The following is a 14,657-nucleotide window of genomic DNA, read 5'->3' as shown; positions in this document are numbered from 1 at the left end:
ACTATCGTTGTAATGTCAATACTTTTCTTTGAAAAAATGATAAAAAAGAGAGGGCATATTTGCAATATAACCCTCATATGTCATTCATTCCTTAACTTAATGACATTGCCCCCTTGATATATTTATTTTTGACAATTTTGACATATTTCTACCTAAGTTGCAACCTTTACTAATCAAACTTTACAATATCATAACAATTCAAAGCTTAATAATAATTTCATTTTATCTTAATACAATTTTAATATCATTTTTATCCAATTTTTACTTAAAAACCTTATAAAATAATAAAAAAAATAGCATTTTTATTTTTTATATAAAAATGCTATTAAGATAATATAAAGAATATTTTTTTAAATGACCTCTCTTTAAACAAAAGACAAAGCAGAAATCTCTACTTTGTCATATAATCAAATTTCTCTAATTCCTTAGTTTTTCCAATGACCAAAAAGTAATCGCCATCTTGAATCTGGTATTCAGGAACAACGTCTAATGATAACTGCCTATCTTGACCATGTTTTAAACCAATAACATTCATTCCATATGCTCGCCGAACATTTAATATTACAAAGTTTTTACCAACCCAAGATTGTGGTGCTTTAATCTCAACTAATGAATAATCATCATCTAATTCTACTAAATCAACAATACTTTTACGAAGCAGGCTTTTAGCAACCTTTATTCCCATTTCCTTTTCAGCTCTAATAACACGATTAGCACCAACTTTTTCTAAGATTTTCATAAATTGTTTATTTTTAGCTTTAGCAATTACATAAGGAATACCTAATTCCTTAAGATTCATTGTCGCTAAAACAGCTTCTTCTAAATGAGTTCCAATTGCTACAATTGCAACATCACTATCACCAATTCCAGCTGCTTGAAGTTCTTCAATGTCAGTTACATCACCAACAATTGCTTTAGTTACTTCATCAGCAATTCTTTGAACACAAATAGGATCTTTATCAATGACAATTACTTCATAACCATGATTAGCTAAAGTAGTTGCTACTGTTGATCCAAAAATTCCTAATCCTAATACTGCATATTGTTTATTATCCATCTTTTCCACCTCATTATCCTAGTAAAATATCACCATCAGGATATCTTACTTCCTTCTTACTTGATCTTAAATACGATTTACGTGCAAATGAAATTATCATCGTAATTGGTCCAATTCGACCTACATACATTAAAATTATAATTACAATCTTACCAATGTCCGTTAATACCGGTGTTAATGAAGCACTTAAGCCAACTGTTGCAAAAGCTGAAACTACCTCAAAGCAAATATCAATAAATTCTGCCGTTTCACTTAATGACAAGATAAAGATACCACCGATAACTAAAGATACTGCCATTGAAATAATCGCAAAAGAACGTACTATTAAATGTTTAGGAATTCGTCGAGTAAAAACGGTAACCTCTTTACGCCCATGATAAATATTATATACTTCTAAAATACCAAGCGCGAAAGTAACTGTTTTAATTCCTCCTGCAGTTCCTGCTGGCGAACCACCAATAAACATTACAATACACATCATAAATTTAGTAGCTGGATGCAAACTAGCCATATCTACAGATGCAAATCCAGCTGTTCTTAAGGTTGCTGATTGAAACCAGGAAATCTGAATCTGATCAATTAAATTTAAATTTCCAATTGTTTTAGGATTATTGAACTCACATAAATAGAATATTACTGCTCCACCAATTAATAATGATGCTGTTGCAATTAAAACTAACTTTGTGTGCAAAGAAAAGCTTGTAAACAGATGTTTTTTATTAAATTTAGTATGTCTTTTAAATTCCTTTTTAATACAAGCAGCAATATCAAACCAGACAATGAATCCTAAACCACCCATGATAATCAAACCAGGTATAACTAAATTAATTAACCAGTTAGTTTGATAACCAATTAATGAATTACTACCTAAAACATCAAATCCGGCATTACAAAAGGCTGAAATTGCATGAAATATCGAATAGTATATACCCTTAATAACCCCATGATCAGGGATAAATACAAACGATAATAAAATAGCTCCAATTCCTTCTACGATAAATGTATATTTAATTACATTTTTCACGAATTTAGGAATATTATTTAATGTCGGCTGATTAAAAGCTTCTTGTAATACTACTTTATTAGTTAAAGAAATTTTCTTTTTTAATTTCATTAACAATAAATTTAAAAATGTTAAAAAACCTAAACCGCCAATTTGAATCAATATAATAATTACTATCTGTCCAAATAAACTATATTGCTCACTAGGGGTTACTGGAACCAGTCCAGTAACACAAGTTGCTGAAGTTGCAATAAACAAGTTATTTAAATAGCTTGTTAGACCGTCATTATTACTTATTGGCAGAGTTAATAAAACAGAGCCAATGAAAATTACCAATAAAAAGCTCAAGGCAATTTTACGGGTTGGACGCATCACATGATGTGTCTTATTTAATCCTATCGTTAAAACTTTCATACTTCCCTCCTAAATACAGCTTTCTTCTTTTAAAAGAATCTCACTGCATTTTAAACCATCAATAGCACTAGACATAATTCCTCCAGCATAACCAGCTCCTTCCCCAATTGGATAAATATTAGTAATGTTGCTTCGATAATTATTATCCCGATAAAATCTTACTGGCGAAGAAGAGCGAGATTCAACTCCCGATAACATTGCCTGATTGGTAAATCCAGAAAATTTTTGTTCCATTAATTGTAATCCTTCTTTTAAAGCCTGGTTAATTGGTTCTGGAAACAACTCATTTAAATTAGCATATTTGACAGCTGGTAAAACACTACAATTAACTTCTTCACTTGTTAAAGCAATTGTATTATTTATATAATCTTCAACTCGCATCACTGGCACATGATAATTTTGACCACCTAATTCAAAGGCTTTTTGTTCTAACTGACGTTGAAAACTAACACCAGCCAAAGGATGATCACTATCAAAATCATCAGGTCCAACTGTAACTAAAATAGCACTATTGGCATTTTTATCATCACGGGCCTGATTGCTCATTCCGTTTACAACTAGACCACCTTCTTCACTACTTGAATTAATTACCTGACCTCCTGGACACATACAAAATGTATAAACACCACGACCACTGCTTGTTTTAACTGCTAGTTTATAATCAGCCGCTTTTAAACGAGGATGACTAGCAAATTTTCCATATTGATGAACATTTATAAATGATTGTAAATGCTCGATTCTAAAACCAACTGCAAATGGTTTTTGACTAATTTCTAAACCTTTTTGATAAAGCATCTCATAGGTATCTCGAGCACTATGACCTATTGCTAATACTAGTTTATCAACAGACATTTTTTCTACCTGACCATTTTTTTCAATAATTATTTTTTTTACTTGATTATTTTCAAGTTCTAAATCAACAAGCTTTGTATCAAATAAAACCGTTCCACCGTTTTTTTGAATTGTCTTACGCATATTAGCAACAACATTTATTAAATAATCAGTACCAACATGTGGTTTATTAGAATATAATATATCATCATTAGCCCCATGTTCTACAAATGTTTCTAAAATAAAACGTTTTCGATAATCCTTAACACCAGTTGTTAGTTTTCCATCACTAAATGTACCAGCACCACCTTCACCAAATTGAACATTGCTTTCAGGATTCAACTTACCTGTTTTAAAAAAATGATCGATATCATTTTTTCGTTTATCAACTGCACTACCACGTTCAATTAAAGTAACTTTTTGATGTGCTCTAGCCAAACTATAGGCACAAAATAATCCTGCTGGACCACTACCAACAACAACGATATGATCATCAGTTGCTTTCAACACAGGATAATTATATGGTTTTACTTTTGACAACTGTAATTTAGGTCGTTTTGCTATTACAAGATCTTCATTGTCAATATTAAAAGTGAAGCTGCAAACAAAATGAACTTTATTTTTTCTTCTAGCGTCCACCGCCTGTTTAACTAACTTAACATCACGAATCTTATTTTTAGAAATATTTAGTTGTTGTGATATAACTTTTTGATAGTCAGTTGTATCTAAAGGAACCATCACATTATTTATTTGTAGCATCTAATCCCTCTTTTCCATTTATAATTGTTTTGGCCACATGATAACCCGAAGCAAAGGCAAAATGAAGATTATAGCCGCCACAATCACCGTCAACATCTAACAATTCACCTGTTAAATAGATATTTGGATATTTATTTACTTCTAGATTTTCATTTACTTCTTCCAAACTAACACCACCACTGATTACTTGGGCTTTTTCAATGCCATAAGTATCTTTTATTAAAAAACGCCAATCTTTTAAATTAGCAACATTTTCTAATACTTTAGCTAATTTATCATTAAAAATACCCGCTAGATAATAATCATTAAAATCCTGCCTTCTTTTTTGCAATAAATCAGCTAATTCTTTTTGACCGTAGTCTGGCATTAAATCTAACGATATTTCTTTTATACCTTGATAATGTGGTAACAACCTGGAAAGTTGCATAATACAAATTCCTGATAACCCATTTTCACTAAACAAAACTTCACCTTCCTGGCTTTCAATCAGCTGCTTATCTACATACAAATGAGCAATACATTTAACTCGAACGCCTTTTAAGCTACGATAAGCAGGTTTAGTTTTTAATTGCACCAGACTTGGATATAATTTTGTTATTTTTAAACCTAATTGTTTAACTAAATCATAATTATTTTTTCCTGATAATAATGAAGCTGGCGAACCAGTTGCAATAACAATATTATCGCCATAATAATCACCTAATGTTGTTGTTACTACATAGCCTTTTCCCTGTTTTGTAATTTTTAAAGCTTCGCAATTTTCAATCAAAGCTACATTATTATAATTATTCATTAAAGCATTTTTAACAGTTAAACTTTGATTAGATCGCGGATAAAGCAGTTTACCATTTTGCCTAACCAGCACCCCAATTTTTTCAAAATACTTTTTAGCATCAAAATTATTAATTATAGCAGCAATTCGCCAATCATCTGTATTATAATATTTCATTTGTAAATCAGTGTTCGATAAATTACAACGACCATTACCACTAGCTAATATTTTTCTACCTGATTTATTAGACTGTTCTAATATAATCACGTTTTCACCTGTTTTTGCCAGTTCATGACCGCATAATAAACCACTTGCTCCAGCACCGATTATGATTGTTGTATTCATAAAAAAATCTCCTTGTAGTTACTTGATTATAGCACAATAAAATACTATTTCAAGATGATTAATCTTAATATTTCATCAAGTTTTTTTTGTTGCTATTAATAAGCATATTTTTTATTTATAATCTTATTTATAGGGGGTTAATAATTAAAAAATCTAGATATACAACTATATCCAGATTTTATTAAAAGTTTCTATTTTGATAATTTTGATACTTATTTTTAACTAATAGTTGATATTTTCTGCCTACTGGTATTTTTATTATATTATTAATCTCTAAATGGTCATAAAACAAGTTAGTTACATTTTCAATATTAACAAGATAAGATTTATGGCATTGAACAAAACGATTATCAAGTTCTTTTAAAATTTTCTTTAAAGAAAAGCGACGAGAATAATCAAGAAGCTTAGTATGAATAATAATTTCATTACGATATGATTCAATATATAATATATTATCAATATTAATCTCATATTCAATTAAGCCACTTTTATATTTAATCACTTTATTTTTATTCTTTAATAATGCTATTAAAGAGTCCTTTATTTTTTCAATATCTTTTTCAAAAAAATTCTTTCTTAAATAATAATGAATATTAAATTTCTGATATTCAAAAATCTGTTCATAATTATCAATTATAAAAATTAAAATACACTTATTATTAATATCTTTTAATTTAATCAAGTCATCTATTGAATCACAAATACCTAAATTATAGTTGATACTTAAATCAAAATTTTCATAACATTTTACTTTTTGATCTAAAAATCTTAATTTTTCACGCCAATATTCTATATTATTGCTGATATAAATATTTAACATCTTTTTAAACCTCTAATTTTTGAATATATTGATATAAATTATAACCTGATTCAATTGCTTTAATTAACTTTAAGTGATCTTCAAACTTTACTCCATGTTTTTGCATATATCTAATTGCTGCTACAAACTTAGTTTTATCCGCATTAAACAACGCATCCATTTTAATAATATTACCATCAATCAATTGAATTTCAAAAATTAAACTATAACCATTATTATAAATAAAAGTCGCTGATGTTTTAACGTAACTAATTTTTATTTTATCAATTACTGTAAAAGGAATAATTAAGTTTGCCTTACGAGTAAGTATATAACGCCATTTTTGTCGGTAATTATTTAAATATACTAAAACAAGCTTATCTTCACTAACAGCCCAAAACGGATAAACAAATGCAGGTATTATAAATAAGATAAAATATAAAAAAATTAATGCAGTAATTAAGTAACGCCAACTATAAAATAAGTTACTTGCTAATAAAATAACTACTAAATATATTGCACCATATAAAATAATACAAATTATTTTAGCTAACCATGAACTATTATCTTTTTTAATTATATAAAGCCAGTTCATATTTACCACCTCTACATATATTATAGCTAGTTTTATGAATAATTGAGCTATAATGGGATAAATAACAATAAATCAGGATAAAAACGCTACTTGATAATATTAGATGATAAGTGTATAATTTAAAAGAATTTATCACTTTAAGGAGGAATTATTTATGGGTAGAGCACATGAAGTGCGTAAAGTGGCAATGGCCAAAACAGCTGCTAAAAAAGCTAAACTATACTCACGTTATGGTAAAGAAATTTATTTAATTGCTAAAGCTGGTGGTCCAGAACCCGATGGAAACCTTGCTTTAAGAAGAATAATTGAAAAAGCTAAAAAAGAACAAGTACCTGCTGATGTTATCAAAAGAGCAGTTGATAAAGTAAAAAGTGGTGTAACTGAAAATTATGAAGAAAAAGTATTTGAAGGTTATGCAGCTGGTGGTGCGACTTTAATTGTTAATTGTTTAACTGACAATATTAATCGTACTATTTCACAAGTACGTCCAGCATTCACTAAATCTAAAGCTAAATTAGGAAATGAAGGTTCAGTTGCTTATCAATATGATACAATGTCTGTAGTAAGCTTTAAAGGATTGGATGAAGAAGCAGTTTTAGATGCTTTAGTAATGGCAGAAATCGATGCTAGAGATATAATTAGTGAAGATGATGGATCAATTAAAGTTATTGGAGAACCATCAGATTTAAATAAAATCAAGGAAGCTATCGAAGGGGTAAAAGCTGATGTTGAATTTGATATCGATGAAATTCAAACAGTTCCTCAAGAAACAGTTGAACTTGAAGGTGAAGATATGGAATTATTCGAAAGACTAATGAACAATCTTAATGATTGTGATGATGTTGACCATATCTATCATAACGTTGCAAACTATGATGAGGGAGAGTAATCTCCCTTTTTTTGGAGGTAAAAATGAAAATAACTTATCTTTATAATAGTGGTTTCCTAGTTGAATTAGAACATCATTTGTTATTATTCGATTATTACCTGGGAAATATTCCTAAATTAAATAAATCAAAACCTCTTTATGTTTTTGTTTCCCATAATCACTACGATCACTATAATCCTGAAATTTATCATATCGATCATCCTAATATTACATATATTATCGATCAAGGTATTAATAATAAAGGAATAAAAGTAGCTCCTAATAAATCTTATCAAATTGATGACTTAAAAATTCAAACATTATTATCGACTGATTTAGGAGTGGCCTTTGTTGTTAATGTTGAAGACAAATATCTATATCATGGTGGTGATTTACACTGGTGGCACTGGATTGGTGAACCAGATGAAGATAACAAATATCAAGAAAACACTTTTAAACAAGAAATTAATAAAATCAAAAATATCCATTTTGACTTATTAATGACTGCTTTAGATCCTCGATTAGAAGAAACAATCTGGTGGGGAATGGATTATATTTTAAAAAATGTAACCATTAAATATGTATTACCTATGCATTTTACTGAAAGTACTCAAAAAATGCTTGAAGCTATTGATAATCCACCACTAAATCAATATCATAATATTATCAAAATAAAATATGAAGGAGAAGAATTTAATTTATTATGATCAAACCATATCAACATTTAGCTAAATACTACGAAACAGATCAAATGGGAATTATTCATCATTCCAATTATATTCGCTGGTTCGAAGAAGCGCGTATTGACTATATGAACCAAATCGGTTTAACATATAAAAAAATGGAAGATGAAGGAATCATCTCCCCTGTCTTAGAAGTAAATTGTCAATATCTAAATATGATGTACTTTGATGATTTAGCTACTATCAAAGTAAGCGTAACTGACTATACTGGTGTTCGTTTCGCTTTTAAATATGAAATTTATAATCAAAATAATAAGCTATGTACTACTGGTACTTCAAGGCATTGCTTTATGACTAGAGATGGAAGACCAGTTAGTTTAAAACGTGCTAAACCGGAATTTGATCAATTGTTTAAAAACGTATTAAAAGATATCATTTAATTGATATCTTTTTTAATACATATTTATAATGTTAAAACACAATTACTATTATTAAAAATATCTAGCTATAATACACCAGTTATTTTAATGGAGAGGATAGAAAGACATTTATTTTCTACCAGCAAGTCATCTATAAAATAGAGAATGTCTTTCTAAAAAGAATATTTACTATCCTATTTTAATTCTTTATTTAATAAAACTCTAATAAACTGAACTAATAATATTTTTTTAAAAGCAAAAAAGATGAGGAGCAACTCATCTTTTTTGTTTGAAATATTTGATTATCCTATTTTTAATAATATATTTAATAAAGTCTAATAAACTAGACTAAAAATATCTTTGACCCATAAATCAACTTATTATTTTCATCTAGAATATTGACAAAAACATCATATAATAATCACATAAAATAATCAAGTGTTTTTATCAAAATCATCTCTTACTCTACAAATAAAATAATTATTTTTTAAACATTACTGATACAAATTTATAATGAAGTTGAGACAAAAATTATTATCCTTTGAAGTATAATATAGGTATGGTGCACCAGCTGTTTTAATGGAGGGAGGATAGAAAGATGTTTATTTTCTACCAGCGGGTCACCACTAAAATAGGAGATGTTCCTCTAAATGGAATATTTGATTATCCTATTTTTAATAATATATTTAATAAAGTCTAATAAATTAGACTAACATAATCTATGACCCGTAAAACAGCGAAAAGGATGAGTAGCAGCTCATCCTTTTCTTTTGGAATATTTGACAAAATCATCATATAATAATCACAATAAAAAATCAAGTGTTATATTTAGATTTGTCTAAATATAATTAATCAATTAAAATTAATTTCTTATTTTTTTGGCAATATTTCAATCCAGTAATCATCAGGATCATGGATAAAATATAATCCCATTGCTTTATTTTCAAAACAAATACAACCCATATCCTTGTGTAGCTGATATGCTTTTTGATAATCCTCTACTTCAAAACAAATATGACTTTCATTTTCACCTAATTCATAAGCTTGAGGATGATCTTTTAACCATGTTAATTCAATTTCAAAATCTGATTCTCCATCATTTAAATAAGTTAAAATAAAGCTACCATCGCTTGCTTCTTTAGTACGAACAACTTTCATACCTAAAGCTTTTTGATAAAAATCTACACTGCGTTCAATATCAGTAATATTAATATTGCAATGAATACATTTAAATTTCATACTTTCTCCTTTAATTAACGATCTAATTCATGTAATTGATATTGATCAAAATATATTAAAATAAGGTCCATAATAATTTCTATTGGCCAATATACTAAAACAAAAATACTTAAACCAACTATTAAATCATAACCAATTACTGTTACTACGTAAACAGCAACAATAAAAGCGATAATTACTGGTATAAATCCAATACCCGGAGGAAATTGAATCTGCATTATTGTTCCACATTCTGGACATCTTTGACGAGCTTTATAAGCAAATGAGTTGGGTTTAAACTCATGACCACAATTACTACACTGCATATTATAAAGTACAGATCATTACAGTCATATTACCGTCGTATACAACAGCATCCTGGTCACTGCATACAACAAAGTTATCACCCATTTTTACGTCATTTCCATCAATTGTCCCATTACCTTTGATGACAGTAACCATTTGGAAAGGTTTATCGTTATTGATTGTATTTTCACCATTCATTTCATATTTAGTAAGTGTAAAGAATTCACTAGATACTAATTTAGTAGCTATTCCGTTTTGTAAATCACTAACTTCTTGATTTGCTAGTGAATATGGCTGATAAGGAACTGTTGATACATCAATTGATTGTTGTACATGCAATTCTCTTTCATTACCATTTGCATCTTTACGATGATAATCATATACACGATATGTAATATCTGAAGATTGTTGAGCTTCATAAATTAATGAACCACTGCAAATTGCATGAATAGTTCCTGAAGGAATATAGAAAAAGTCTCCCTCTTTAATTGGAAATTTATTTAATAAATTATCATAATCATCATTTTCAATTGCTTTAACTAATTCTTCTTTTGTTTTAGCATGATGTCCCATAACCATTTGTGTTCCTTCATCAACACCTAAAACATACCAGCATTCTGTTTTACCTAATGAATTTTCATGAACTTTTGCATATTCATCATTAGGATGAACTTGAACTGATAAATCATTACAAGCATCAATAATTTTGATTAATAATGGAAATTCTTCACCTTCGATATTTCCAAATAATTCACGATGTTCTTGCCATAGTTGTGATAATGTTTTACCATCAAATTCACCACCAGAAATTGTACAATCACCGTTTTTATGAGCTGAAATTGCCCAGCATTCACCAGTATGATCACTTGGAATATCAAAACCGTAAACATCTTTTAATTTGTGTCCACCCCAAATCATTTCTTTAAATACTGGTTTGACTTTTAAAATATGCCCCATTTTTATAACCTCTTTTCTATAAATTTTAAAAAATCTTCTATTTCATCTTCACTATATACTATTATGCCATGGTTTTGTAATAATTGGCAAGTAATACCATCACCTTTTACAAGTCGATGTGAAAAAGTACCATCATAAATAAACCCTTTGCCACAACTAGGACTTTTTGCTTTCATCAAGACTACTTCAACATGATTTTCTTTTAAAATTTCTAATGCTTTTTTTGCACCTAATCGATAGGCTTCTGTTTTATCATTACCTTCAATATCAATTACCCGATCACCTATTATTTCACAAGGCAATCGAGGGGTCCCTAAATTCCCTAAAACTTCTGGACAAATCAAAACAGCTTTACCATCATCAACCAATTGTTTGGCTTCATCAATTAAGTTATCACTACCTTTATAAGTACATTTACAGCCAGCCAAACAACTACTTATTCCAATCATCAATTATCTCCATAATATCATTAGCTTGATTAGCAACAGCATCAGCACCACTTGCTAATAATTCCTCACGTCCACGAAAACCCCAGGCAACTCCTATTGATTTTACTTTAGTATTTAAAGCAGTTTGCATATCAACATCACTATCACCAATATATACTACTTGATTTTTTTTAACATCAAGTAAACTAATTGCCAGATTAGTTAGACAAGGATCTGGTTTTTTTGGCTGTAATGGATTATTACCAAAAACATAATCAAAACAATCAGGAAATAAAGTTTTAACAATTTTTACCGCATGATCGTGTGGTTTATTTGTTACTACTGCTAAATTATAACCTTTATTAACCAAATCATCGACTAATTCTTTAATTCCTGGATATGGCTTAGTATTTTCAAGACATTTTTGTTCATATAATTGATCGAAACGTTTTTTAAATTCTGATATCTTATCCTGACCATCTTGTGGTAAAACACGTTCAATCAGCTTAATAATACCATTACCTACAAAGTGACGATATTTATCAACTGGATAGGTTGGATAATTGTATTCTTGAAGAATCTGGTTAGTTGTGTTAGCTAAATCAACTAAAGAATCTACCAAAGTACCATCTAAATCAAATATAATTGTATTTATCATTTAATCACTCCATTTTTCAAACGTATTATAGCACATATTTTTCTTGTATGCTTATAAAGTTGTGGTATAATTTCTTTATTGAGGAGTGAAATAATGGAAGAAAAAAGTACTATTTTCATGAACTTAGGAACATCATTAGGTTTAGCTATTGGAATTATCTATTTTGCATTTCAGTATTTCTTTGGTTCTGTAAGTTCCTGGATGGCATTAATATTTTTGATTACTGCTTTAATTGGCAGAGTTATTGGTTATGGTTTAGATCGAATCGTAGATAAAAACAGTCAAAAAAAATGAGCATTTTGCTCATTTTTTTATTGGCTATACATTAAATAGTTTTCAAAAGCATCTTTTGCCTGTTTTTCGTGACTACGACTAATAGGAATTACTACGTTATTTTTTAAAATAAAACGATTTCTTTGATGTTCCCTTACTTCATTAAAATTAACAATAAAACTACGATGACATTCAAAAAAATTATCTGGTACTAAATCTAAAAAAGATTGAAATTTATCATAAGTATAATATTGAGTATTATTTAAATGAATAATAGTTCTTCTTAGATCTCTTTCAAAATAAATAATTTCTGATAACGAAATAACTATTTTTTTACCACGGCAGTTTATCAAGATATTATTTTTACTTTCTCTAATATTGTTAATAGCTCTTTTTAATGCTTTAAATAAGTACTTTTCTAGACTTGGTTTATAGATAAAATAACAGTGTTTAGTTTCATAAATTTCGCTAATAACATTAACATAATTACTAACAAAAATAATTTGCGCACCATTTATTTGATTATTGATCTTTTTAGCAAGCTCTATTCCATTTTCATTATAAAAAAGAATATCAACAATAAAAATACTATAATCTAAAAATAACTCAAAGTCCTCTAAAAACTTTGTAGCATCATTATAAACAACTACTTCAATCAACGGATCTATTTGATATATTTCATTTCTGATTTGATCAAGAAATTTTTTATCATTATTTAAAATGACAACCTGCATAACAACTACCTCTCCCCTAAAAATTATTAATTTTTAATATCTCCCATATTTATTAATTTTGTAAAATACATTATATTAAATTTCATTCAAAATACCTAGCTGTTCTTAAAAGTGTGTCATTTAAATTTTAAAAAAAAGAGTCTTTAGACTCTTCTACGTTTTGGTTTAAATCTTAAAATTAAAATATATATAACAACTAAAACAATAGCAATTCCATATGGGAAAATAAAATCAATAACATTATTAGTAACTTCTTTGACAGTATCTTTTTCAATAGCTTCAGTTGTCAAATAATCTTCTTCATATAATAAATAATCACCATAATATACTTCTAGATTTCCAACTTTAGTTCCTTTTTTTAATGGTGCTTTTAATTTATCAAATGAATATCGATAATCCAGCTCTTCTAAATTAAAATTATTTGGTAAAAAAGCTGTTGCATCATTTTGATTAGTAATTACTACTGATTTATTATCTTTAGCTAAATCTACTTTTAAAGTGTCAACTTCATTACCCTTTGTTAAGATATTTTGCAAAGAATAACGCTGTCCTACATAGTTCATAATATCTAAAGTATCACAAACTGCTGCACTTGTTCTTACTTCATTAGTACTATGTGCTACAATAGTGATAATTTCATTACCGTTAACAGTATCTAGACTTGATAAACAGTTTTTAGCTTGATTAGTATAACCACTTTTACATCCTAAAATATTAGTAATATCTATTCCAGCTCGACGCGCATTATAAATCGATTTATTAACCCACTGATGTAATCCATTAGATGAAGTATGATAACGTTGACCATATATTTCTCTAAACTTATCATTTTCAATCGCATGTTTAACAATTAAAGCCATATCATGAGCAGTAGTATAATGGTTATCATCATGAATACCTGTAGTATTTACAAAATGAGTATCTTTTAATCCTAACTCACCAGCTAATTCATTCATTTTAGCAACAAAAGCTTCTTGAGAACCACATAAATTATTAGCTAATGCTCTAGTAGCATCAGCACCACTTGGCAATATTGCTCCATATAAAAGATCTTCATATGTAACTACTTCACCAACTTCAAAATTAGCTGAAGATGCTCCTGTTTCCCAAACTGTATCAATATCACTTTGAGTAATAACTGTCGTTGTTGATGTATCTTTCATCATCTCTAATGCCACAATTACAGTCATGACTTTAGTCATACTAGCCGGATACATTCTTTCATCCATGTTTTTATTGTATAATACCAGCCCTGATTTAGCATCGATTGCCACAGCATATTGGCATGATAAAGTTGTGATTGGTTCACTATTTTCTAAAGCTTTTACTGGTATATTACTAGTAAAAATACTTATTACCATAATAATGGCAACTAATAATTTTTTAACCATTAATTTTCCTCCCATATAAAATTATTTTCCCAATCTATAATTCCCTCGATTTAATTATTAAGGTTATTTGCTAGTTTATTTTAGCACTTTCGACTCTTTTCAACAATATTATTTTATTAAATCAAGCCAATAAATTGCAAAAAATAT

At 28.4% G+C, this 14,657-nt stretch carries 17 protein-coding genes; 4 read left to right on the top strand and 13 right to left on the bottom strand.

The genetic code is table 11. From position 1 onward, the window contains the following. Positions 1 to 391 precede the first annotated feature (391 nt). The 6 genes from B5F09_RS01700 to B5F09_RS01675 form a co-directional block, all read right to left on the bottom strand. A complete protein-coding gene (locus B5F09_RS01700) occupies positions 392 to 1,057 on the bottom strand; it encodes a TrkA family potassium uptake protein (RefSeq protein WP_087370914.1) in 666 nt (221 codons plus the stop codon). Positions 1,058 to 1,070: 13 nt separating this feature from the next. Then, positions 1,071 to 2,474, bottom strand: a complete 1,404-nt coding sequence (locus tag B5F09_RS01695) for a TrkH family potassium uptake protein (RefSeq protein ID WP_087370911.1) — start codon at positions 2,472 to 2,474, stop codon at positions 1,071 to 1,073. Between the two features lie 9 nt (positions 2,475 to 2,483). Further along, a complete protein-coding gene (locus tag B5F09_RS01690; protein WP_087370908.1) occupies positions 2,484 to 4,064 on the bottom strand; it encodes an NAD(P)/FAD-dependent oxidoreductase in 1,581 nt (526 codons plus the stop codon). Further along, the gene (locus B5F09_RS01685; RefSeq protein ID WP_087370905.1) at positions 4,048 to 5,181 is read right to left on the bottom strand and encodes an aminoacetone oxidase family FAD-binding enzyme; all 1,134 of its coding nucleotides are present in this window, start codon (positions 5,179 to 5,181) and stop codon (positions 4,048 to 4,050) included. The genes B5F09_RS01690 and B5F09_RS01685 overlap by 17 nt, the downstream gene beginning before the upstream one ends. Positions 5,182 to 5,362: 181 nt before the next feature. Beyond that, a complete protein-coding gene (locus B5F09_RS01680; protein ID WP_087370902.1) occupies positions 5,363 to 6,001 on the bottom strand; it encodes a LytTR family DNA-binding domain-containing protein in 639 nt (212 codons plus the stop codon). A 4-nt stretch (positions 6,002 to 6,005) separates the two neighbouring features. After that, positions 6,006 to 6,575 (bottom strand): hypothetical protein, encoded by a 570-nt coding sequence (locus tag B5F09_RS01675; RefSeq protein ID WP_087299488.1) that lies wholly within the window; start codon positions 6,573 to 6,575, stop codon positions 6,006 to 6,008. Positions 6,576 to 6,729: 154 nt separating this feature from the next. On the opposite strand from B5F09_RS01675, the gene B5F09_RS01670 reads away from it, so the two are divergent. From B5F09_RS01670 to B5F09_RS01660, 3 genes are read left to right on the top strand one after another with little or no spacing between them, the layout of a single operon-like run. Then, entirely contained in the window at positions 6,730 to 7,464 is a 735-nt protein-coding gene (locus B5F09_RS01670) for a YebC/PmpR family DNA-binding transcriptional regulator (protein ID WP_087299486.1), read from the top strand. Between the two features lie 23 nt (positions 7,465 to 7,487). Continuing rightward, on the top strand, positions 7,488 to 8,150 hold the full coding sequence (locus B5F09_RS01665) for an MBL fold metallo-hydrolase (protein ID WP_087370898.1): 663 nt from the start codon (positions 7,488 to 7,490) through the stop codon (positions 8,148 to 8,150). Beyond that, complete coding sequence (locus B5F09_RS01660) at positions 8,147 to 8,566, top strand: thioesterase family protein (protein ID WP_087370895.1); 420 nt, start codon at positions 8,147 to 8,149, stop codon at positions 8,564 to 8,566. Before B5F09_RS01665 ends, B5F09_RS01660 begins: the two co-directional genes overlap by 4 nt. Before the next feature lie 849 nt (positions 8,567 to 9,415). On the opposite strand, the gene B5F09_RS01655 is transcribed toward B5F09_RS01660, so the two are convergent. From B5F09_RS01655 to B5F09_RS01635, 5 genes are all read right to left on the bottom strand, one after another. Beyond that, the gene (locus tag B5F09_RS01655; protein ID WP_087299480.1) at positions 9,416 to 9,784 is read right to left on the bottom strand and encodes a VOC family protein; all 369 of its coding nucleotides are present in this window, start codon (positions 9,782 to 9,784) and stop codon (positions 9,416 to 9,418) included. A 14-nt stretch (positions 9,785 to 9,798) separates the two neighbouring features. Beyond that, positions 9,799 to 10,002: a hypothetical protein gene (locus B5F09_RS01650; protein WP_239404207.1), complete on the bottom strand. Its 204-nt coding sequence runs from the start codon at positions 10,000 to 10,002 to the stop codon at positions 9,799 to 9,801. An 88-nt stretch (positions 10,003 to 10,090) separates the two neighbouring features. After that, positions 10,091 to 11,026 (bottom strand): type I phosphomannose isomerase catalytic subunit, encoded by a 936-nt coding sequence (locus tag B5F09_RS01645; RefSeq protein WP_087370892.1) that lies wholly within the window; start codon positions 11,024 to 11,026, stop codon positions 10,091 to 10,093. Between the two features lie 2 nt (positions 11,027 to 11,028). Further along, entirely contained in the window at positions 11,029 to 11,475 is a 447-nt protein-coding gene (locus B5F09_RS01640) for a DUF523 domain-containing protein (RefSeq protein ID WP_087299474.1), read from the bottom strand. After that, the gene (locus tag B5F09_RS01635; protein ID WP_087370888.1) at positions 11,459 to 12,112 is read right to left on the bottom strand and encodes an HAD family hydrolase; all 654 of its coding nucleotides are present in this window, start codon (positions 12,110 to 12,112) and stop codon (positions 11,459 to 11,461) included. The genes B5F09_RS01640 and B5F09_RS01635 overlap by 17 nt, the downstream gene beginning before the upstream one ends. A gap of 93 nt (positions 12,113 to 12,205) precedes the next feature. Between B5F09_RS01635 and B5F09_RS01630 the strand changes: the two genes are divergently transcribed. Then, positions 12,206 to 12,406 carry a hypothetical protein gene (locus tag B5F09_RS01630; RefSeq protein WP_087299470.1) on the top strand — a complete coding sequence of 67 codons (201 nt, stop codon included), beginning with the start codon at positions 12,206 to 12,208 and terminating at the stop codon, positions 12,404 to 12,406. 17 nt (positions 12,407 to 12,423) lie between these two features. Here the strand turns inward: B5F09_RS01630 and B5F09_RS01625 are convergent, their stop codons facing one another. Both B5F09_RS01625 and B5F09_RS01620 read right to left on the bottom strand, forming a co-directional pair. Beyond that, on the bottom strand, positions 12,424 to 13,119 hold the full coding sequence (locus tag B5F09_RS01625; protein WP_087370884.1) for a LytTR family DNA-binding domain-containing protein: 696 nt from the start codon (positions 13,117 to 13,119) through the stop codon (positions 12,424 to 12,426). A 143-nt stretch (positions 13,120 to 13,262) separates the two neighbouring features. After that, on the bottom strand, positions 13,263 to 14,510 hold the full coding sequence (locus B5F09_RS01620) for a D-alanyl-D-alanine carboxypeptidase family protein (RefSeq protein ID WP_087370881.1): 1,248 nt from the start codon (positions 14,508 to 14,510) through the stop codon (positions 13,263 to 13,265). Positions 14,511 to 14,657: the final 147 nt, after the last annotated feature.

This window comes from Erysipelatoclostridium sp. An173 (genome assembly GCF_002160495.1).
GTDB classification, from domain to species: Bacteria; Bacillota_I; Bacilli_A; order Erysipelotrichales; family Coprobacillaceae; genus Thomasclavelia; species Thomasclavelia merdavium.
Note: the sequence above shows the minus strand (reverse complement) of the source record. Positions and strands in the feature narration are given on the sequence as shown.